The sequence below is a fragment of the uncultured Gordonia sp. genome, assembly GCF_937858515.1.
In the GTDB taxonomy this organism is placed as follows: domain Bacteria; phylum Actinomycetota; class Actinomycetes; order Mycobacteriales; family Mycobacteriaceae; genus Gordonia.
Genome location: NZ_CALLZT010000077.1, coordinates 13,915 through 33,853, shown reverse-complemented (window position 1 = coordinate 33,853; position 19,939 = coordinate 13,915). Strand labels below are relative to the sequence as shown.

At 68.2% G+C, this 19,939-nt stretch carries 18 protein-coding genes and 1 pseudogene; 12 read left to right on the top strand and 7 right to left on the bottom strand.

Features of this window, described 5'->3' with window-relative positions; translation table 11 throughout:
• A pseudogene (locus Q0627_RS06800) lies at positions 1-569 on the bottom strand (hypothetical protein); the annotation flags it as partial.
• Positions 570-739: 170 nt separating this feature from the next.
• Between Q0627_RS06800 and Q0627_RS06795 the strand changes: the two are divergent.
• Together Q0627_RS06795 and Q0627_RS06790 are read left to right on the top strand one after the other, a co-directional pair.
• Positions 740-1,216, top strand: coding sequence for a DUF3151 domain-containing protein (locus Q0627_RS06795; protein WP_291017922.1), 477 nt, complete (start codon positions 740-742; stop codon positions 1,214-1,216).
• On the top strand, positions 1,176-2,333 hold the full coding sequence (locus Q0627_RS06790) for an aromatic acid exporter family protein (RefSeq protein WP_291017924.1): 1,158 nt from the start codon (positions 1,176-1,178) through the stop codon (positions 2,331-2,333). The genes Q0627_RS06795 and Q0627_RS06790 overlap by 41 nt, the downstream gene beginning before the upstream one ends.
• Positions 2,334-2,353: 20 nt before the next feature.
• Here the strand turns inward: Q0627_RS06790 and Q0627_RS06785 are convergent, their stop codons facing one another.
• The 4 genes from Q0627_RS06785 to Q0627_RS06770 form a co-directional block, all read right to left on the bottom strand.
• Entirely contained in the window at positions 2,354-2,983 is a 630-nt protein-coding gene (locus Q0627_RS06785) for a hypothetical protein (RefSeq protein WP_291017927.1), read from the bottom strand.
• Positions 2,984-3,112: 129 nt separating this feature from the next.
• Positions 3,113-3,784, bottom strand: a complete 672-nt coding sequence (locus Q0627_RS06780; protein ID WP_298808600.1) for a hypothetical protein — start codon at positions 3,782-3,784, stop codon at positions 3,113-3,115.
• 191 nt (positions 3,785-3,975) lie between these two features.
• On the bottom strand, positions 3,976-4,842 hold the full coding sequence (locus tag Q0627_RS06775) for an SGNH/GDSL hydrolase family protein (protein ID WP_291017932.1): 867 nt from the start codon (positions 4,840-4,842) through the stop codon (positions 3,976-3,978).
• Between the two features lie 44 nt (positions 4,843-4,886).
• Complete coding sequence (locus tag Q0627_RS06770) at positions 4,887-6,659, bottom strand: serine/threonine-protein kinase (protein ID WP_291017934.1); 1,773 nt, start codon at positions 6,657-6,659, stop codon at positions 4,887-4,889.
• A gap of 176 nt (positions 6,660-6,835) precedes the next feature.
• Between Q0627_RS06770 and Q0627_RS06765 the strand changes: the two genes are divergently transcribed.
• Positions 6,836-8,200 (top strand): S9 family peptidase, encoded by a 1,365-nt coding sequence (locus Q0627_RS06765; RefSeq protein WP_291017937.1) that lies wholly within the window; start codon positions 6,836-6,838, stop codon positions 8,198-8,200.
• An 88-nt stretch (positions 8,201-8,288) separates the two neighbouring features.
• On the top strand, positions 8,289-9,227 hold the full coding sequence (locus Q0627_RS06760; protein WP_291017940.1) for a cation diffusion facilitator family transporter: 939 nt from the start codon (positions 8,289-8,291) through the stop codon (positions 9,225-9,227).
• 34 nt (positions 9,228-9,261) lie between these two features.
• Here Q0627_RS06760 and Q0627_RS06755 read toward each other — a convergent pair whose 3' ends face one another.
• Positions 9,262-9,888 carry a hypothetical protein gene (locus Q0627_RS06755; RefSeq protein WP_291017943.1) on the bottom strand — a complete coding sequence of 209 codons (627 nt, stop codon included), beginning with the start codon at positions 9,886-9,888 and terminating at the stop codon, positions 9,262-9,264.
• 107 nt (positions 9,889-9,995) lie between these two features.
• Between Q0627_RS06755 and Q0627_RS06750 the strand changes: the two genes are divergently transcribed.
• The 5 genes from Q0627_RS06750 (at position 9,996) to Q0627_RS06730 (ending at position 16,168) form a co-directional block, all read left to right on the top strand.
• Complete coding sequence (locus Q0627_RS06750; RefSeq protein ID WP_291017946.1) at positions 9,996-11,282, top strand: adenylosuccinate synthase; 1,287 nt, start codon at positions 9,996-9,998, stop codon at positions 11,280-11,282.
• Between the two features lie 33 nt (positions 11,283-11,315).
• Positions 11,316-12,950, top strand: a complete 1,635-nt coding sequence (locus Q0627_RS06745; RefSeq protein ID WP_291017948.1) for an adenylate/guanylate cyclase domain-containing protein — start codon at positions 11,316-11,318, stop codon at positions 12,948-12,950.
• Complete coding sequence (gene purT / locus Q0627_RS06740) at positions 12,947-14,881, top strand: formate-dependent phosphoribosylglycinamide formyltransferase (protein WP_298808594.1); 1,935 nt, start codon at positions 12,947-12,949, stop codon at positions 14,879-14,881. The genes Q0627_RS06745 and purT overlap by 4 nt, the downstream gene beginning before the upstream one ends.
• Before the next feature lie 6 nt (positions 14,882-14,887).
• Positions 14,888-15,367 (top strand): DUF456 domain-containing protein, encoded by a 480-nt coding sequence (locus tag Q0627_RS06735; RefSeq protein ID WP_291015681.1) that lies wholly within the window; start codon positions 14,888-14,890, stop codon positions 15,365-15,367.
• Between the two features lie 198 nt (positions 15,368-15,565).
• Positions 15,566-16,168, top strand: a complete 603-nt coding sequence (locus Q0627_RS06730; RefSeq protein ID WP_291015683.1) for a hypothetical protein — start codon at positions 15,566-15,568, stop codon at positions 16,166-16,168.
• A 118-nt stretch (positions 16,169-16,286) separates the two neighbouring features.
• On the opposite strand, the gene Q0627_RS06725 is transcribed toward Q0627_RS06730, so the two are convergent.
• Entirely contained in the window at positions 16,287-17,669 is a 1,383-nt protein-coding gene (locus tag Q0627_RS06725) for an FAD-dependent oxidoreductase (RefSeq protein WP_291015684.1), read from the bottom strand.
• Between the two features lie 153 nt (positions 17,670-17,822).
• On the opposite strand from Q0627_RS06725, the gene Q0627_RS06720 reads away from it, so the two are divergent.
• The 3 genes from Q0627_RS06720 to Q0627_RS06710 are packed head-to-tail and all read left to right on the top strand — an operon-like array spanning position 17,823 to position 19,926.
• Positions 17,823-18,320 carry a hypothetical protein gene (locus tag Q0627_RS06720; RefSeq protein ID WP_291015685.1) on the top strand — a complete coding sequence of 166 codons (498 nt, stop codon included), beginning with the start codon at positions 17,823-17,825 and terminating at the stop codon, positions 18,318-18,320.
• A complete protein-coding gene (locus Q0627_RS06715; protein WP_291015686.1) occupies positions 18,299-18,730 on the top strand; it encodes a rhodanese-like domain-containing protein in 432 nt (143 codons plus the stop codon). Before Q0627_RS06720 ends, Q0627_RS06715 begins: the two co-directional genes overlap by 22 nt.
• Positions 18,727-19,926, top strand: coding sequence for an O-succinylhomoserine sulfhydrylase (locus tag Q0627_RS06710; protein WP_291015688.1), 1,200 nt, complete (start codon positions 18,727-18,729; stop codon positions 19,924-19,926). Before Q0627_RS06715 ends, Q0627_RS06710 begins: the two co-directional genes overlap by 4 nt.
• The last annotated feature ends 13 nt before the right edge of the window (positions 19,927-19,939 follow it).

Here is a 19,939-nt window from a genome sequence, read left to right as displayed (position 1 = left end):
TTGATGCCGACGCCACCGGACGGCTTGCGGCTGGGCGTGGCGGGCGACTTCTCCGCGTCGGAGTCGGCGGGATCTTCGGTGTGTGTCACGTTCTCTCCGGAACCCGGCCGCGTATCGGGGCCGGTGCTGTTGGCGGGGATGAGGTGCGCGGCGGCCGGAACCGGTTGGGTCGGGGCCTCCTGCGCGGCGTCCGGACCATCGGGTTCGGTCCGGACTGATGAGGGGTCTGCCGCTGGTGATCCGGGGGTGGCCGGGTCCTGCGCCGGCAACTCCGCGGTCGAGGAGGCGAACGGCTTGGTCGTCACCGGCCGGTCCGGTCCGCCGACGCCACCGGCCGGGGCCTGCGGTGTGGTGGTTTCCGGAACGGGGGAACCGGGTACGGGGGAACCGGATGTGAGCGAAGCCGGATCCGGCCGGGTCTGCAGACGTCCAGCCTGTGGTCGGCGCGGTGCCCACGCGGGCCCGGTCGCCCCTGGGTTACGGCGCTTATTCCATGCTGAGATCGCCTTACCGATAATTTCTTTACGCTTGTCGGCGTAGCTGCGGTCGCCTCCGTCGGGGCCGGGCATATCTGGGATTCACCACCGTAGGGCTCAGGTCCGCTTGGAACAGTCGGGTCAAGCGCGCACGGACTTTCACCGCGCACCGCCGCATGATCGTCCCTCAGACTAGCGAACACCGTCAGGATAGTTGGCGTGGACGACGCGGCAGTGGTCCGGATACCTGCTTGAATGGGTGGATGACCTCTTTCGGAGACCTGCTGGGCCCGCAACCGACGCTGCTCACGGGCGACGACGACGCCGAGTCCGACCTGCTCAACGGCGCGGAACCGGCAGCGGTGGCCGCCGGGCACCCGACCGCGTCGATCGCCTGGGCCTATCTCGCCGAAAAGGCGCTCGACCAGGCCGGCATCGCCACCGGCACCCCGAAACCGGATCCCGATGCCGGTGTCACGAGTGCGGACGTCACGAGAGTCATCGAGGCGTACGCGTATGCGCGCACCGGCTACCACCGGGGCCTGGACCAGCTGCGCAGGCACGGCTGGAAGGGATTCGGGCCGGTGCCGTGGTCGCACGAGCAGAACCAGGGATTCCTGCGGTGTGTGGGCGCCCTTGCCCGGGCCGCGGCCGCCATCGGTGAAGAGAACGAATATCTGCGGTGCCTGGACCTGCTCAATGACAGCGACCCCAACGCCGTCACCGAACTCGGCCTCTAGGTCCCACCGGCTGCGCCGCGGAATCAGGCGGCGCATCGACGCCCTGCCCGCCCCGGTGGCGCTGCGGGTGCGGCGGCTGTGGCTGTCGGCGGTCCCGATCACCCAGTGTGCGGTGGCCGCGGGTGTCGCCTGGTGGATCGCCATCGGTCCCCTCGGCCACAAGCAGCCGTTTTTCGCGCCGATCGCCGCGGTCGTCTCGCTCGGCCTGTCACTGGCCAAACGCTGGCGCCGGTCGGTGGAACTGGTCGCCGGGGTCACCATCGGCATCCTCGCCGGCGACCTGGTGATTTCCTGGATCGGCTCGGGAACCTGGCAGATCATGGTCGTGGTGGCGATCGCGATGTCGATCGCCGTCTTCCTCGACGACGGTCCGCTGCTGCCGATGCAGGCCGCGTCGTCGGCGGCGCTGGTGGCCACACTGCTGCCGCCCGGTGGCGCGGCGGGCATCAATAGGGCCGTCGATGCCCTCGTCGGCGGGGTCGTCGGCATCCTGGTGGTGGCGCTCCTGCCGGTCAACCCGGCATCGCGCAGCCGACGCGACGCCGCCGGGGTGCTCGCGACGATCCGCGACGCCGCCACCGACCTCGCGGCCGGGCTGCGCGCCCACGACGTCGAGCAGGTCTCCGATGTGCTGGCCCGGGCCCGCGGCACGCAGGGCGACATCAACACCATGCGCGCCGACATGGCCGGCGGGCGGGAGATCAGCACCATCTCGCCGCTGTACTGGAGTTCGCGGCACCGGCTGCGCCGGATTTCGGCCACCGCCGACCCCATCGACAATTCCGTCCGCAACTTTCGCGTCGTCGCCCGGCGGGCGCTGACGATGACCCAGTCGGGCGAGACGCTGCGGCCGGAGATCATCGAGATCGTCGACGATCTGAGCGGTGCCTACGAGGTGCTGCGCGCGATGATGGTCGCGCCACCGGGCGGGCAGCCCGACGAGGCCGACGCGGCGCGGGTATTGCGCACGATCGCACGCAAGGCCAGGACGGACTTGGTCTCCGACAGCTCGATGTCGGAGACGGCGATCCTGGCGCAGTTGCGTTCGCTCATCGTCGACCTGCTGATGGTGGCCGGTCTGCAACGGTCATCGGCGCGCGCCACGCTGCGCGACTGACTTCGATGATCGGGGGTGGATCAGTTGGCCCACTGATCCACGAGGTAGGCGGCGACCTTCTTGCGGGTGGCGAGGTCGGTCCTGGAGACCGTGATCAGCAGGGAGCCTGTCAGCACATTGACGGAACCGGCGTAATTGTTGGCCGCGTCACCGAGTCCGTCGATCTTCACATAATCGCTGACCTTTTCGTCTGATTTCAGTTCCTTGGTGCCGGCCTGCGCCACGACATCGAGTAGCTTGCCGTCGGTGAATTCCCAGCGGCAATACCGGTAGCTGCTCTCCCCACCGGCATCTTTGGTGACTTTGGCGACCTGCTTGCCGGTCAGTTCGGTGACCTTCTCCTCCGACATGGCCGCACACACATCGGGAGCGTAGGGGCTCGAGGTGTCGTACTTCTCGTTCTGTGAGGAGCCTCCGGACTTATCCTGTTCCTCATTCTGTGATCCGGGCTTCTCCTCGCTCTGTGAGGAGCCTGCGGACTTGTCGTCCGAGGGCGGCGGCGCCGGGTTGCTGTTGTCGACCTCGCCGACCGGTGGTAGCACGTTGGAGTTCGACGGGGAGGCCCCGACCTCGGTGGACTCCTTACAGCCGCCGACCAGGGGTACGACGAGGAGCACGGCCGCGGTGGCCGTGACGATGGCGCGCTTCATGGGTGATGTCCTTTGCGTTCAGGCCCCGGGCGGGATCGAGTGTGCACCGCAATTTACACTCGCCCGCCGACGTCAACGACAGGTTCAGACATACAGATGACGGGTGTGACCTGAGCCCGGTATGCCCGGTTAGTGAAGTTTCTGCACGACGGCGCCGGCGACCTTCTTCTGGGTGGCCAGTACCGTGGCGTCGTCCACGCTCGAACGCCGGAAATAGATGTCGATCAACGTCGAGCCGCTGCGCACGTACAGACGGGAATCGCGCGCCACCGCCTCGTCACCGACGCCGTCGACGTCCACCGACCCTGCGATGCGTTCCTCGGCGAACTTCTCGGGGGTCGTCGGGGACAGCTTGACGGTGAAGTCGGCACCGTCGCCGGGCTCGGCCACCAGATGCCACTGGCATTCGGGCGCATCCTTGTCGCCGACGTCGTCGCCACCGCTGTCCACCGACATGCCGGTCAGAGTGGACACCTGCGTGTTGGGCAGGAGCTCACACGGATCGGGGACCGACGCGGTCGTGGTGGGTTCGGGTGTGTCCGATGACCCGGACTCGTCGGATGATCCGGACTCGGTGGATGGCTCTGTGCCGCTGGGGGTTTCGCTGGTGTCTGCGCCAGCCGATGCGGTAACCGGTGGGGCGGGATTCTCGGTGTCGAGGGTGCCCTTCGACAGGTCTGCCCCCGCGTCCTGGGACGCGGTTGTGGACGTGCCGGTGCCGGCGTCGTCGCAGCCGGTGGCAAGGGGGACGGCGCACAGCAGGGCGATGGCCACGGCCACGGTACGCAGACGATATTTCATTTTGGTTGACCCCATGTTCGCTGGTTGGTCCCCGATCATCGGCCTGACCGGATTCTGCTGAATGGGCTGACTATCCTGTATGCCGGATTTGGGTGTCCCCGAATCATTTTCACAGAAGTCTAGACCCGGCGACCCCCGTCGACCAGAGCTTCGCGGGTAGATGAATGCGTGCGACCGACGCCCCGGACCGGCTACCCGTCGAGACTGTCGGCCACGGCCTTCGCCAGCACGAGATCGCCGTGTTCGGTGGGGTGACGGACCATGAGCGTTTCGGCGAGACCGGGCCGCGGATACATGACCCCGCGCACCCACGGATCGGTCGAGCACATTCCGTGGCCCGCGGTGACGGCGCGGGCATCGACGAAGCCGGTGCCGAGGATGTCCGCCGCTCCGGACTGGGTGTTTCGCAGAGACAACTCGGCGTCGACCGCCGCCCGCGTCTGCGGTTTGGTGATCTTCGTGCCGGCGACATTGGTGCACAGATTGTGGGCGCCGTCGGCGAACAACTCCGGATATCCGACGATCCTGATCGCCGCCTTCGGCGCGTAGAACCGCACATAGTCGACCAGCGCGCGTAACCGGCCGGCGTAGGTGGCGGCCGTCATGGTGCGCAGTTTGCCGTCGTGGGCGCATTCGGTTGCCACGCAGCGCCCGTGGAGCCGGTTGCCGCTCCAGTCGTTGAAGCCGAGCTGCACCAGGACGGCGCGGGTCCGGGGGCCGAAGCCATTGCGTTTCTGAGCCTTCTTCGCCTGGTCGTACACGTTGTACCGGCCGAACAGGCTCGCGCCCGAACACGAGACGTTGATGAGATGATCACCGGTGCGCCGGGCCAGCCGGGCCGGCCATGAGGTGGGGCTGTGTCCGCAGGCCGGGCCGAGGTCGTCGGAATGGTTGGTGGCGAACGAATCACCGATGACGACGACGGCACCGGCGGGCGCGGCCGACGCCGTGGCCGGCAGCGTCATCGACAGGACTGGCAGCGTCGCCGCCAGCATCAGCGATGCCACCCCACGTCCGGCACGTCGGCGGTGTGCCCGCACCTGATGCGATCGCCTCACGCGACACCCCTGCACCTGCATTCTCGCTCCGTATCCTGATCAGATTACTGTCCGCTGGGCATGGCCGGGTCGATGGCCCGGGCCAGCTCGGGGAGCCTGTTACATACCGTCTGCCGGGCGGCGCGGGTGACCGGATCGTTTCGGACCGTCTTGGGTCCGGGGTCGAGTATCGCGGCGATCTCCAGCGTGAACACCGGTTGCTTCGTCGACCGGTAGCCCATTTTGCACCACACCTGCCGATCGGTCTCGGTGAAGTTGTAGCGCCGCCAGCCGGGAATGTCGGTGAGTGTCGGGGTTCCGCCCGCGTAGTTGCCCAGCATCGTGGACTCGAACGCCGACCCCCGCACGTAACCGCCGATGAGGATCTCGGGGCCGACGATGCCGACGGCGTTGCCCACGCACAGGATCATCTGCCCGGCGCCGTCACGGGCCTCCAGCGGTGTGGTCACCTGCCCGGCCCGCAACAATTCCGCCGGGATCCGGCAAGGGTCGAGGGCGGTGGTGCCGCGGGCGATGTTGTGCTGCTGGCGCGCGGGCGGTGTGGTGGTGACCGGTGTGCTGATCGGCCCAGGGGTCGTCGGCGGTGCTGCGGCCGGGCTGCTGTCGGGAGCGGGTTCGGCGGTCGTGGCGGGCTCGTCGCCGGACTTCAATACCACCACACCGGCGACGGCCAGCACGGCGACGACGGCCGCGACCACAGCCCCGACCATCAGCGCGGTGTGGCGGCGCCGGACAGGAGGCTGCGGGGGGTAGCCCGGGACCGGACCGACGTATCCGGGGGAACGTCCGTCGTACGGTGCAGGTGTGACTGCTCGCTCGGTCGGCGGGAACGGGTCGGGGTGCGGCTTGTACAGATTGGGGACAACGGACTGGGGCGGGGGGACGTGCGGTGGCGGTGTGGTCTGCAGCGTCGGTGGGTATTGCTGGTTCGGTGGCACGAGAGCCGGGGGAGCCGCAGTCGGTGCACCGGATCCAGGTGCCTCGTACACCGCCCGGCGCAGCGCGTCGGCGAAGGCGCCGCAGGAGGCGAACCGGGCGTTCTGGTCTTTGCTGAGCGCACGCAACAGCACATTCTCCACCGCCGGACCGAGGTCGGGCCGCACCTGCGTGAGCCGGACCGGCTCGCCGTACAGGTGCGCGGCGAGCACCGCGGTGGGTGTGGCGCCGGGAAACGGCTTGGAGCCGGTGAGCAGGAAGAATGCGGTGCACGCCAGGCTGTACTGGTCGGCCCGGCCGCCGATGTCGGCGGCGGTGCCGAGCTGCTCGGGCGAGCAGTAGTCGATCGTGCCGATCACCATGCCGGTGGCGGTGAGCCCGGTGTCCTGCAGGTCCCGGGCGATACCGAAATCGCTCAGCATCGCGCGGGGGATGCTGGCAGAGGTGTCGAGGAGGATGTTGGCGGGCTTCACGTCCCGGTGCAGCATGCCGCGCTGGTGGGCGAAGTCGAGTGCGGCGGCGACATCGACGCAGATCGATACCACCGTCTTCGCGTCGAGGCCACCGGGGTGGGTGCCGAGCAACTCGGCGGCGTTCGTCCCGGCCACCAGCCGCATGGACAGCCACAGGCGGCCGTCGTCCTCACCGCAGTCGTAGATGGGAACGATGTTGGGGTGATCGAGGCTCGCCGCGAGCTGGCCTTCCCGCTGAAAACGGCTGCGGTACATGGTGTCCGAGGCGAATGCCGGATTGAGGACCTTGAGGGCGATGGTCCGTGGCAACCTGGGGTGGCGGGCCGCGTAGACCGTGCCCATACCGCCGGCGCCCACCGTTCGTTCGATCTGGAAGCCGGCGATCACCGACGGGTGTTCGGGGTACATCGCCCACCTCCGACGTCGTGAACTCAGGGCATGGTCATATTGCGGTAGCGCGCTCAAGATTAGGCATATCCGGGCTGTCGGGCTCGGGTTGCATCGCCGAAGTTAGCCCGCACGGGTGACATCATACGGGGGTTGTCCGGCACGCCTGTTGTCCGGTGCCCGTGCACAATGTGCTGGTGAACGCAGTCCTGGAAGCGAACGGAGCGCCCGGCTCCAGCGGTGGCGTACGCCGGGGCACGGGCCTGCGCCTGGTTCTGTTGCTGATGTCGACGGTGCTGGCGTTGTCTGCGTGTTCGCGCGGGGAGTCCGGCGAACCGGGTCCCGGTGCCTCGCCCGCGCATCGGTCATCGGCGAATGTTCCGTCAGCGAAAGCACCGTCGGCGAATGTCCCGTCGACGGCGGCGCCGTTCACCGAGGTGACCGCGCCGCTCGACGATTTCTACCGTGCCCCGGCCGCCCTCCCGCCGACACCGGGAGTGCTCATCCGCGAGGACGGACTCCAGTCGGTCCAACAGATTCCCGACGGTGCGTCGGCCCGCAGGATCCTTTACACCACCACGATGCCCGACGGTGCGCTGACGACGGCGGTGGCCACCGTCCTGCTGCCGGCCAACCCGCCTGCCGGGCCGCGGCCGGTGGTGCTGTGGGAGCACGGGACGCTCGGTATCGAGCAGAAGTGCATGCCGTCGGCGACGGCCGAACCGTTCAAACTGATTCCGGCGATCGCCGAGTCGCTGGCCCGCGGCTGGGTGGTCGTGGCACCCGACTATCAGCCCGATTCGGCGGGTGTTCATCCGTACTACATCGCCTCAGGGCTGGCGCGCAGCGGACTGGACGCGCTGCGGGCGGTGCGGCAGCTCGACGGCGTGTCGATCGGTCGGCGGGCGGTGGTGTGGGGACATTCCCAGGGTGGCCAATCTGCGCTTGCGACAGCGGCTTTCGATTCCGGATATGCCCCCGGGGTGCGCCTGGTGGGGGTGGCGGCGCTGGCGCCGCTGGCGGACATGCCGATGTTCCTGAAGGCACGCGGATCGACGGAGCAGGGCCAACAGCTGGCGGCGTTCCTGATCACCGCGTACGACCGCTACTTTCCCGACATCCGGTTCTCGTCGGTGGTGCCCGCGGAGATCGCGGACAAGGTCCGCGCCATGGCCGGGTTGTGTCCGCTCGATCCCGGGGACGCCGTGGAGTTGACCGCGCTGACCCGGGACCTGGGGGAGACGCTCGTGATCGGCGACCCCGACCTGCCCGCACTGCGCCGGCACCTGGTGGCCAACGCGCCGGACGGGAAGGTGCCGGTGCCGGTGCTGATCGCGCAGGGGAGCGATGACACCCTCGTGCTGCCGACGCTGACCGCCCAGTTCGTGAGTGCGCGCTGTGCGGCCGGGCAGGTCATCGACTACCGCGTGGTCAGCGGTGTCGACCACGGCGAGATCATCGAGCCCGACAGTCCGGTCACCTACCCGCTGGTCGAGTGGACCGCGGACCGGTTCGCCGGCAAGCCCGGTGTGCGGGAGTGCGTCACCTCGACCGTGTATTGATTGCCCGGTTCAGGCAACTAAGGTCACCCTGAATTTGTGGGCCTCACACCCTTGCGACACATGCGGAAGTTCGCATATATTTCGGGTCATGGGTCACTCACACGGGCACTCCCACTCGCACGGCTCGCATTCGCACTCTCACGGGGCAGGTGCTTCAGCGCCGAATCGGCGTATCTGGCCGATGGCGCTCGGTGTCGCGCTGATCGGCGGCTACTTCGTCGTCGAGCTGATCACTGGCATCGTCGTCGGGTCCCTCGCCCTCATCGCCGACGCAGGGCACATGCTCACCGACGTCGTGGCGCTCTGTATGGGACTGGTCGCACTGCTGCTGGCCCGGCACGGCAAGACCACCGGCACCCGCAGCTTCGGCTGGCACCGGGCAGAGGTGTTCACCGCCGCGATCAACGCGCTGCTGCTGTTCGGGGTGGCCGGTTACGTCCTCTACGAGGCCATCGAACGGCTCGGCACCGACCCCGAGGTACCCGGTGCCACGCTCATCATCGTCGCCGCGATCGGGCTGGCGGTGAATGTCGCGGTGATGTTCCTGTTACGGGCGGACTCCAAGGAGTCGATCGCGGTGCGCGGTGCCTATATGGAGGTCCTCGCCGACGCCGTGGGCAGTGTCGGAGTCCTGGTTGCCGGCGTCGTCATGATCACCACCGGCTGGGGTTACGCCGACATCGTGGTGGCCGTCTGCATCGCCCTGTGGGTGGTGCCGCGGGCGCTGAGCCTGCTCCTGGACGCCGCCCGCATCCTCAGCCAGCAGGCCCCGCGGCACATCGACGTCGACGAGGTACGCCGCGAGCTCGCCGCGATCCCCGGCGTCGATGATGTGCACGACCTGCACGTGTGGACCCTGACCACCGGCATGGACGTGGCGACGGTGCACCTGGCCAGCGCCGAATCCAACGGCACGGTCCTGGAGGCGGCGCGCGAGGTGCTGACCCGTCACGGCCTCGGCCACGCCACCATCCAGGTCGATCCCGCCGACCAGAGCACCCGCTGCCACGAGGAACTGACCTGGTAGCTCTGCTTGTTGGGTTTGTCAGGTTTGTCGGGGTTTATGGCAGCACGAGCAGCAGGTCGATGTGGTGGCGGTAGAACGTCGATCGCTTGACCGTGCGGTCGGTGAGTACGCCCTCGCGTTCGACGACCAGGTTGGTGCCGCCGGTCTGCGCGGCGCGGCCGGTGTGCCATCGGCGTCGCAGCGGATGGTCGAGCCGGGCGCGTACGCCGGGCGCCTCGGGTAGCGGTTCGACGATGATGCCGCGGGTCTCGCCGAGAAACAGCCGGGTGTTGTCGACGTAGGTCTCCCCGTGCAGCTTGGCGCCGCCCTCGCCTAGTTGCCGGGCCCGGCCGAGCAGCACCGTTGCCGCGTCGTCGCGGATCAGTGGTACCGCCCGGGCCCGGCCGGTGGTCGCGAGTTGTTCGGCGGCGGGACCGTGCGGGAGGCCGTATCTGCTGGTGGCGCGGGTCGCGGCGGGGGCGGCGTAGGCCACCTCGACGTCGAGACGTTCGGCGATCATCAGCCGGGCGAGCACCGCCGCCGCGAACGCGTCCGGATTGTCCGATCCGCCTCGGATGACGATCCGGGTGAGCGACGGATCGTCGAGCGCGTCGGCAACCAGCGCGCGGACGGCCGACTTGTCGTCGAACCTGCAGGTCTGCTCTAGGACGGCGATCGGCACGCCGCCCAGACTATCGGTGTCACCCAAGTCCGAGCACTGCCGCCGCAGCGTGGCGCCGGGTAGTAGGGTTTCCTTCGTTCACCAGAACACAAAGGAGCTTGGACAACATGGCCGCGATCGTCCTGATCGGCGCCCAGTGGGGCGACGAGGGCAAAGGCAAGGCAACCGATCTGCTCGGCGGACGACTGCAGTGGGTGGTGCGCTACCAAGGCGGCAACAACGCCGGCCACACGGTGGTGCTGCCGTCGGGGGAGACCTTCGCGCTGCATCTGATCCCGTCGGGCATCCTCACCCCGGGTGTCAACAACGTCATCGGCAACGGTGTGGTGGTCGACCCGGGCGTGCTGCTCAAGGAGCTTTCCGGCCTCGAAGAACGCGACGTCGACACCACCGGCCTGATGATCTCCGCCGACGCGCACCTGTTGATGCCGTATCACGTGGCCATCGACAAGGTCACCGAACGTTTCCTGGGTAACAAGAAGATCGGTACCACCGGCCGCGGCATCGGACCGTGCTACCAGGACAAGATCGCCCGCGTCGGCGTGCGGGTGGCCGACGTGCTCGACGAGAAGATCCTCGCCCAGAAGGTCGAGGCGGCGCTCGAACTCAAGAACCAGATCCTGGTGAAGATCTACAACCGCAAGGCGCTCGAACCGGCCCGCGTCGTCGATGAGGTGCTCGCGCAGGCCGAGGGCTTCTCACACCGCATCGCCGACACCCGGCTATTGCTCAACCAGGCCCTCGAACGCGGCGAGACGGTGCTGCTCGAAGGCTCGCAGGGCACTCTGCTCGACGTCGACCACGGCACCTACCCGTATGTGACCTCGTCCAACCCCACCGCGGGCGGCGCGGCAGTGGGCTCGGGTATCGGCCCCAACAAGATCACCACGGTCCTGGGCATCCTCAAGGCGTACACCACGCGCGTCGGGTCGGGACCGTTCCCCACCGAGCTGTTCGACGAATGGGGCGAGTACCTGGCCAAGACCGGCGGCGAGGTGGGCGTCACCACCGGCCGCGCCCGGCGCTGCGGCTGGTTCGACGCCGTCATCGCCCGTTACGCCACCCGCGTCAACGGCATCACCGACTACTTCCTCACCAAACTCGACGTGCTCTCCAGCCTCGACCAGGTGCCGATCTGCGTGGCCTACGAGGTCGACGGCGAGCGAGTGGACGACATGCCGATGACGCAGACCGGTTTCCACCACGCCAAACCGATCTACGAGACGATGCCCGGCTGGTGGGAGGACATCTCCGACTGCCGTAGGTTCGAGGATCTGCCGCAGAACGCCCAGAACTACATCCTGCGGCTCGAAGAACTGTCGGGTGCGCACGTGTCGTGCATCGGTGTCGGTCCGGGCCGCGACCAGACCATCGTCCGGCGCGACATTCTGTGAACGCGTAGCTACGCGGGGAGCGGGGAGCCACACATGCGGGGAGACGACTACGGCTCGATCCTGCTCGGATCGGCAGGTGAGACGGCACTGCGTCAGCGGGTCCGCATCCAGACACTGCTGACGTTCTGCCTGATCGTCGCCAACGCCATCGGCGTATCCATTGCGCTGGCCCTGGTGCTGGTCGGGATCCCCGACCCGCCGGTGCTGGTGGAAAAACTCTGGTGGGTCAACTTCATCGCACTACCGATTTATGTGTCGACGGCGTTCGTCGTCGGCATCGCCGGTTGCACCGTCCTCGCGGTCGGCCGTCTGCAGTGGAACATCCACGAGCGCGAGCCCACGCGGGCCGAGGCGATGCGTACCCAACGTCTGCCGTGGACGCTGACGACGTTCCAGGCGATGCTGTGGTTCGTGGGCCTGGTGATCTTCACCATCGCCTACGGCGTGCTCGAACCGGCGCTGATCCCCAAGATCATCTTCGTCTTCGGCCTGGCCGCACTCGTCGTGGTCAGCATCGGCTACATCCTCATCGAGCTGACGCTGCGCCCGGTCGCCGCCGACCTCATCACTTATGGGTATGGCCGTCGCAAGCGGTCCGGTCTGCGGGCGAGGTGGGTGCTGGCCTGGATCACCGGGTCGGCGATTCCGCTGGTGGGGATCCTGCTGGTGGGGCTGTTCGGGGTGTTCCGCGACGAGACCACCAAGATCGAGCTGTTCGTCGGCGTCGTCGTCCTGGCGGTGGTCGGCCTGACCACCGGTCCCATCCTGACGATCCTGGGCAGCATGAGCATCGTCGGTCCCATCCGCACGATGCAGAAGGCGTTCAACCGGGTCAGCAAGGGCAACCTCGACGCCGACGTGGTGGTGTACGACGGCACCGAGGTCGGCGACCTGCAGGCGGGGTTCAACGACATGGTGACGGGCCTGCGCGAACGCGAACGGATGCGCGACCTGTTCGGCAGGCACGTCGGCCACGAGGTGGCCGAGGCCGCCCTCGCCGGCGACCCGGAACTCGGTGGCGCCGAACGCACCGTCGCCTCCCTGTTCATCGACGTCATCGGGTCGACGACGCTGGCCGCCAACCGCAGCCCCACCGAGGTCGTCGGGCTGCTCAACGACTTCTTCGCGGTGATCGTCGACGAGATCATCGAGCATGACGGTCTGGTCAACAAGTTCGAGGGCGACGCCGTGCTGGCGATCTTCGGTGCCCCGATCGCGCTGAGTAATCCGGCCGGTTCTGCGCTCGCGGCGGCCCGTGGTATCGCCGACCGGCTGCCGGAGGCGGTGCCGGAGATTTCGGCGGGCATCGGCGTCGGGTACGGGCCGGTGGTCGCCGGCAACGTCGGCGCCATCGAACGCTTCGAGTACACGGTGATCGGCGACCCTGTCAACGAGAGCGCGCGCCTGTCGGAGCTGGCCAAACGCGATCCGCGCCGGCCGCTGGCATCCCAGCGCACCATCGAGGCCGCGCTGTCCACCGAGTCGGGGGCGGCCGAGGTACGTCTGTGGGAAGAGCTCGACGCGGTCACGCTGCGGGGCAGGCTCGAACCGACAGTCGTTTTCGGCGGTATCCCGGGGCCCGCGCCCCGGCCGGATGCAGACCGAAGGGGTGAGCGGCGAATCGAAGGGCGATCAGCGGGCTCGGCACCGGTACGATCAAGACCATGACACCGAACGACGAGGAGCGTGGCCGGAACGGCTACAGCCATGATCGGCCGCCCGCCGAGGGTGCGACCGAGGTGGCGCGGCTCGGTTCCGTGCCGGTCGGCCGCGATGCCGGGACCGCCGTTGCCGGGGCCGCTGCCGCCGAGAAGACGGTCGCCTACGGCGCGGATCCGGTGCGGCGCCAACCACAGGCCGGACCGCCGTCACTGCTCGGTACCCCGCTGTCGCCGTCGGCCACGCGCGTGATGCTGCTGGGCGCCGGTGAGCTGGGCAAAGAGGTCATCATCGCGTTCCAGCGGCTCGGTGTCGAGGTCATCGCCGTCGACCGCTACGCCGACGCGCCCGGCCATCAGGTGGCCCATCACGCCGAGGTCGTGAATATGACCGACCCGGCCGCGCTGCGGGCCGTCATCGACAAATACCAGCCCGACTATGTGGTGCCCGAGATCGAGGCCATCGCCACGAGCGCGCTCGCCGAGGTGGAGGCCGACGGTGTCGCCGAGGTCATCCCGTCGGCGAAGGCCGCCGTGGCCACCATGGACCGCGAGGGCATCCGCCGCCTGGCCGACGAAGGGCTGGGTCTGCCCACGTCGCCGTACCTGTTCGCCGACACCCTCGAAGAGCTGACGGTGGCCGCCGAGCAGGTCGGCTATCCGTGTGTGGTCAAGCCGGTGATGTCGTCGTCGGGCAAGGGGCAGAGCGTGCTGCGCGGCCCGGGCGATCTGGCCAAGGCGTGGGAGATCGCCAACACGGGCGCCCGGGTATCGGGGCAGCGGGTGATCGTCGAAGGCTTCATCGACTTCGACTACGAGATCACCCTGCTCACCGTTCGGGCCCTCGATCCCGCGACCGGTGAGCTGACCACCCACTTCTGCGCCCCGATCGGGCATCGTCAGGTCGACGGCGACTACGTCGAGAGCTGGCAGCCGCATGAGATGCCCGAGTTCGCGCTCGGCGCCGCCACCTCGATCGCGGCGCGCGTCGCGTCGGCATTCGGCGACGGGAACCTCGGCGGGCGCGGCGTGTTCGGAGTCGAGCTGTTTGTCAAGGGCGACGACGTCTACTTCTCCGAGGTCAGCCCCCGTCCGCACGACACCGGTCTGGTGACGATGGCCACGCAGCGGCTCTCGGAGTTCGAGATGCACGCACGGGCCATCCTCGGTCTGCCGGTCGACGTCACCCTCGCCTCGCCCGGCGCGTCGGCGGTGATCTACGGCGGGATCGAGGGCACCGCGATCGGGTTCGAGAACGTGGCTCGTGCGCTGGCGGTGCCGGAGACCGATGTCCGGCTGTTCGGCAAGCCCGAGAGCCAGGTCCGTCGTCGGATGGGTGTGGTCACCGCCACCGCGGACGACGTACAGACCGCCCGCCGGCGCGCCAAGTCGGCGGCGGCCATGGTCACCCCGGTCGCGGGCCGCCGCGCCGAGAAGATCACCACGCCGACACCGTTCGCGCCCTCGCCCGAACCGGCACCACGCCGTGCCGTGCCGCCGCCCGCCGCCCGGCCCACGGCGCCCGCTCCTCGCGGCGTGATGCCGCCCGGGCCCCGTCCGCCCGCACCCGGGCCCCGGCCGGGTGGTCCCCGCCCACCGGCCACGGCCGGGGGTCCGGTCCAGCCAGGTCCCGGTGGACGCCCGCCCCAAGCAGCTCCGGTGCAGGGCGGTCCCCGTCAAGGACCGGCACGTCCGGGCCTGGCCCCCCGTCCACCCGCACCGGGCAGCCGGGGCCCGGCGGCCGGTGGTGGACCGCTGCGCAGGCCCGGCCCGCCGCCGGGTGCCCAGCCTCCCGGCGTGTCCCGTAAACCCGGTACGCCCGCGGCGCCCGAATCGGGCAGGCCCGCGCCCGCCCGGTCCGGGTCCACCGACAAGCTGCCGGCGTCGGAGCTCGACGGCGCCGACGAACGCACGCAGGTGCGTGCACCGGTCGCCGACTGACGCGGGGTGCCGATCTGGGGCGAGCTGATCGTCGGCCTGGTGATCAGCGTAGGACTGCTCGGGATCGTCATTCCCGTGCTGCCCGGCGGGTTGATCGTCGGATCGTCCATTCTCGTGTGGGCCGCGATCGTCGGCGGCGGGGCGTGGCTGGTGTTCGGTATCGCCGCCGCCCTCATCGTGATCGGCGACGTGGTCAAGTACCTGGTCGCCGGTAAACATCTCAAATCGAGCGGTGTGCCGAACATCACCATTCTCGTCGGCGGCATCGTCGGGATCGTCGGTTTCTTCGTGGTCCCGGTGATCGGCCTGTTCATCGGGTTCATGGTCGGTGCGTACGTCGCGGAGTTCGTGCGCACCCGGGATGCGTCGATCGCCTGGGCCGGGGCGATAGCCGCGGCGAAGGCCGCGCTCATCACCATGGGCATCGAACTGTTCGCCGCCCTTCTCGCCGCCGGTGTCTGGCTCGGCGGTGTTATCGCGCTCTGACGCATCCGAAAAGCGTGTCGTCGGCACTATTCGTTCGCAATCCGAAGATTGTGACCAGGGTCTTCTTTCCCTAATTCTCGTGACGGAAGTAACGATTGCAGCCTGGTCGGCGACATTGTGTGCACGGGGGTCGCGCAGACCTGTCTTGACGAAGCGGACCGGCACGGTGCCGGGCACCGCGAATGGAGGAACACACGGATGAAAGCGCTGAAGAAGGCCGCTGCGGCCGGTCTCGCCGTCGCAGGCCTGGCCGCGGGCACGATCGCGGGCACCGCACCCGCGCAGGCCGCCTGGCCGGGCGATCTCCAGATCAGGGGCTCGGTGAAGTGCGTCTTCGGTCAGTGGGGTCAGCCGTGGAACCAGCTCTGGTACATGAAGCGCTCGATGACGGTGAAGAACGTCGGCGGCACCACCATCCGCAACGTCACGCTGTCGGAGTTCAACGGCCGCACCGTCCACATCAACGAGGTCAAGCCGGGCAAGACCGTGATGATCTATAACAAGGCCGCCAAGCGCTGGCAGTACCCGATCGAGACCCGCTGGGCCGGTTGCGTACCCAGTTCCATCTCCGGCTACACCATCAGCCCGGTCATCGAGAACATCGACAACAATGTCGGAGCCTGGCGTAACGAGGTGACGATGGCCAGGAACGCACCGTCGACCCCGTGGGGTGTGCGCGCGGGCAACATCGAACAGCAGATCGAGAAGGGCGGCGCTGCTGTGCAGTCACCGCTGCGCCCGTCCACGGGTTCGTCGTCGCTCGGTTCCTCGGACTTCGGTTCGGCTGGCTTCGGTTCATAGCGGCTCGGGGTTGGTAGCGGTTTCAGTTCGTCGGCCGTCCCGAACGGCGTAGAGGGAGAGAATTGAGGGCGACCGGTGATCCGGTCGCCCTCAATTCTGTGGCCATGGCTTGTTGCCGTCAGACCTTGTCCGGCTCCGACGCGGCGAGCATCTCCTCACGCTCGACGACCTTGATGCGTTCGCGGCCCTCGGCGGCACCGAGCGCGCGCTCGTGCTCATCGAGGCGGTACCAGCCGGCCCACGTGGTGAACGGGATCTTGCGGCTCTCCAGCAGCGCGATCACCGACTCCTCCGACGGATCGGCCGGCGTGTTCAGGCTGCCTGCGGCGGTGTCGTCGACGATGCACTGTACGGTCTCGTTGGCATCGCCCTTGGTGTGGCCGATGAGGCCGACGGGGCCGCGCTTGATCCAGCCGGTGGTGTAGAGCCCGGTCAGGTGGGCACCCTCGTCGAACACGCGGCCCGCCTCGTTGGGGATCACGCCCGCCTGCGAGTCGAACGGGATCTCCGGCAGGCTGTCGGACAGGTAGCCCACGGCCCGGTAGATCGCGCCGACCTCCCAGTCGGTGGTCCGCCCGGTGGGCTTGACGTTGCCGGTGCCGTCGAGCTCGGTGCGTTCGGTGCGCAGACCGACGACCTTGCTGTCCTCGCCGAGCACCTCCACCGGATTCTCGAAGAAGTGCAGGAACAGCTTGTGGATGGCACCCTGCTTGGGTTCGCGGATGGCGTAGTTCTCGATGATCGTGGCGACCTGGTCGGTGATCTTCGAGCTGCGCCGTGCGACGGCCGAACCCTCGTCGTACTCGATGTCCTCGGGGCTGACCACGACCTCGATGTTGGGGGAGTGGTCGAGTTCTTTGAGCTCGAGCGGGGTGAACTTGGCCTGCGCGGGGCCGCGGCGGCCGAACACATGCACCTCGATCGCCTTGTTGGCCTTGAGACCCTCGTACACGTTGGCAGGGATCTCCGTCGGCAGCAGTTCGTCGCCGGTCTTGGCCAGCACGCGCGCCACGTCGAGGGCCACGTTGCCGACACCGATCACGGCGACCTTCTCGGCCTCCAGCGGCCAGGTGCGAGAGAAGTCGGGGTGCCCGTCGTACCAGGCCACGAACTCGCCGGCGCCGTAGCTGCCGTCGAGCTCGATGCCGGGGATCTCCAGGTCGCGGTCGTCGACGGCGCCCGTGGAGAAGATCGCGGCGTCGTAGTGACGCGCCAGATCGTCGCGGTTGATGTCGGTGCCGTAGTCGACATTGCCCAGCAGGCGCACCTGCGGCTTGTCGAGTACCTTGTGCAGGGCGTTGATGATGCCCTTGATCCGCGGGTGGTCGGGTGCCACACCGTACCGGATCAGGCCGAACGGGGCGGGCATCCGCTCGTACAGGTCGATGCTGACCCCGCGTTCGGAGAGGTCGTCATGCTTCATCAGGGCATCGGCGGCGTAGATCCCGGCGGGACCCGCGCCGACGATGGCAACCCGCAACGGACGGGTGTCTTCGCTCATCGTGAGAGGTTTTCCTCGGTGTCGGTGGGAGTGCGTATCCCTTCTACGGTAGGCGCTCGGGCGCCGACGCCCAAATACTTGTGAGGGTTACCTCACTCGCGCTGCCGATCCTGCCGGTCGGACACCGGATACGCGGCCGATAGAATCCGGTCCATGGCGAAACCCCCCACGGCCACACCCCCCACCCCGTCTCCGCAGGTCCCGGAGGACGACGCACCGTCCTGGAGGGCGGCACTGCCGTTCATCATCGCGGGCGTGGTGGTCCTCGTGGTGGTGATCGGGGTGCTGATCTCCAACGCGGTGCGTCCCGCCGAGAGCCGGATGAGCGATGACGCGCTGGTCCAGCACGCGATCAACGACTACTACACGGCCCGCAACGAGGCCGACTTCGGCAAGTTCGCCGCGGTGAACTGTGCGGCCGTCCGGAATGCGGAGGGCTTCCCGGCCGAGGACACGTTCGTCACCGACAACCGCAAGTCGATGGCCGACAACGGCCAGATCATGATCCCGGAGATCACCGACCTCACCGTCGACGGCGACCGGGCAACCGCCCGAGTACATTGGCATTTCGAGAAATCGGCCGACAAGAAGAACGTCGTCGGCACCACCGTGGTGCGCGAGGACGGCAAATGGAAGGTGTGCACGCAGTGACGTACGCGGGAGATCTGACCCCCCAGGAAGCATGGGATGCGCTCGAAGCCAACCCCGATGCCGTTCTGGTGGACTGTCGCACTCGCGCGGAATGGAACTTCGTCGGCGTACCCGACCTCGAGATCCTCGGTAAGCGGACCGTGTTCATCGAATGGGTCGGTTTTCCCGACGGTGCGCCCAACCAGGCGTTCGTGGCGCAGCTTCGCGACGCGGGTGTGCGCGACAGCGACGAGGTGATCTTCATCTGCCGGTCCGGGCATCGCTCGATCGGTGCCGCCGAGGCGGCGACGGCGGCCGGAGTCGCCAAGGCCTACAACGTGCTCGACGGTTTTGAAGGGGCTCTCGATGACGACGATCATCGAGGCTCGGAGGGCTGGCGCGCCTCGAACCTGCCCTGGAGGCAGTCGTGAGTCATATTCTCCCCGAAGGGGTTTCGCTCGACACCATCGGTGTGCGCGGCGGTCTGGACCGGTCCGGATTCTTCGAGACGTCCGAGGCGCTGTACCTGACCAGCGGTTACGTCTATGACTCGGCCGAGGCCGCCGAACGCGCCTTCACCGGCGAGGACGAACGCTACGTCTACTCGCGGTACGGCAATCCGACGGTCAACATGTTCCAGGAGCGGCTGCGCCTGCTCGACGACATGCCGGCGGCTTTCGCCACCGCGAGCGGGATGGCCGCGGTGTTCGTGGCGCTCGGCGCGCTGCTCAAGGCCGGCGACCGGCTGGTGGCCGCGCGCAGCCTGTTCGGTTCGTGCTTCGTGGTGTGCAACGAGATCCTGCCGCGCTGGGGGGTGGAGACCGTCTTCGTCGACGGTGAGGACCTGCAGCAGTGGGAGCAGGCGCTGTCGGTGCCCACCACCGCGGTGTTCTTCGAGACCCCGTCCAACCCGATGCAGACCCTCGTCGACGTCGCCGCCGTCACCGAACTCGCGCATGCGGCCGGCGCGAAGGTGGTGCTCGACAACGTCTTCGCCACCCCGCTGCTGCAGCGCGGCGCGGATCTGGGTGCCGATGTCATCGTTTATTCGGCCACCAAACACATCGACGGTCAGGGCCGCGTGCTCGGCGGCGCGGTCCTCGGCGACAAGGAGTTCATCGACGGCCCGGTGCAGCAACTGATGCGGCACACCGGCCCCGCGATGAGCGCGTTCAACGCGTGGCTGCTGCTCAAGGGCCTGGAGACGATGAAGCTGCGACTGGACGCCTCGGTGGCCTCCGCTCTGCGCATCGCGGAGTTCCTGGAGACCGACGAGCGGGTGCGCTGGGTGAAATACCCGTTTCTGCAATCACATCCGCAGTACGACCTGGCCCGGCGGCAGATGTCGGGCGGCGGCTCGGTGATCACCTTCGAACTCAACGACCGCGCTGGGGTATCGGGCAAGGAGCGCGCGTTCGAGGTGCTCAACGGATTGTCCATCGTCGACATCTCCAACAACCTCGGCGACTCCAAATCCCTGATCACTCATCCGGCCACCACCACCCACCGGGCGATGGGACCCGACGGTCGCGCGGCCATCGGCCTCACCGATTCGGTGGTGCGCCTGTCGGTGGGCCTCGAAGGTACCGCCGACCTGCTCTCGGACCTCGACAAAGCCCTGGGCTGACGCGCCCGCTGTC

Coding starts and splice junctions, on each gene's coding strand:
- Q0627_RS06795 (WP_291017922.1), top strand. CDS start 740: ATGACCTCTTTCGGAGACCTGCTGGGCCCGCAACCGACGCTGCTCACG.
- Q0627_RS06790 (WP_291017924.1), top strand. CDS start 1,176: ATGACAGCGACCCCAACGCCGTCACCGAACTCGGCCTCTAGGTCCCAC.
- Q0627_RS06785 (WP_291017927.1), bottom strand. CDS start 2,983: ATGAAGCGCGCCATCGTCACGGCCACCGCGGCCGTGCTCCTCGTCGTA.
- Q0627_RS06780 (WP_298808600.1), bottom strand. CDS start 3,784: ATGAAATATCGTCTGCGTACCGTGGCCGTGGCCATCGCCCTGCTGTGC.
- Q0627_RS06770 (WP_291017934.1), bottom strand. CDS start 6,659: ATGTACCCCGAACACCCGTCGGTGATCGCCGGCTTCCAGATCGAACGA.
- Q0627_RS06760 (WP_291017940.1), top strand. CDS start 8,289: ATGGGTCACTCACACGGGCACTCCCACTCGCACGGCTCGCATTCGCAC.
- Q0627_RS06750 (WP_291017946.1), top strand. CDS start 9,996: ATGGCCGCGATCGTCCTGATCGGCGCCCAGTGGGGCGACGAGGGCAAA.
- Q0627_RS06745 (WP_291017948.1), top strand. CDS start 11,316: ATGCGGGGAGACGACTACGGCTCGATCCTGCTCGGATCGGCAGGTGAG.
- purT (WP_298808594.1), top strand. CDS start 12,947: ATGACACCGAACGACGAGGAGCGTGGCCGGAACGGCTACAGCCATGAT.
- Q0627_RS06730 (WP_291015683.1), top strand. CDS start 15,566: ATGAAAGCGCTGAAGAAGGCCGCTGCGGCCGGTCTCGCCGTCGCAGGC.
- Q0627_RS06725 (WP_291015684.1), bottom strand. CDS start 17,669: ATGAGCGAAGACACCCGTCCGTTGCGGGTTGCCATCGTCGGCGCGGGT.
- Q0627_RS06720 (WP_291015685.1), top strand. CDS start 17,823: ATGGCGAAACCCCCCACGGCCACACCCCCCACCCCGTCTCCGCAGGTC.
- Q0627_RS06715 (WP_291015686.1), top strand. CDS start 18,299: ATGGAAGGTGTGCACGCAGTGACGTACGCGGGAGATCTGACCCCCCAG.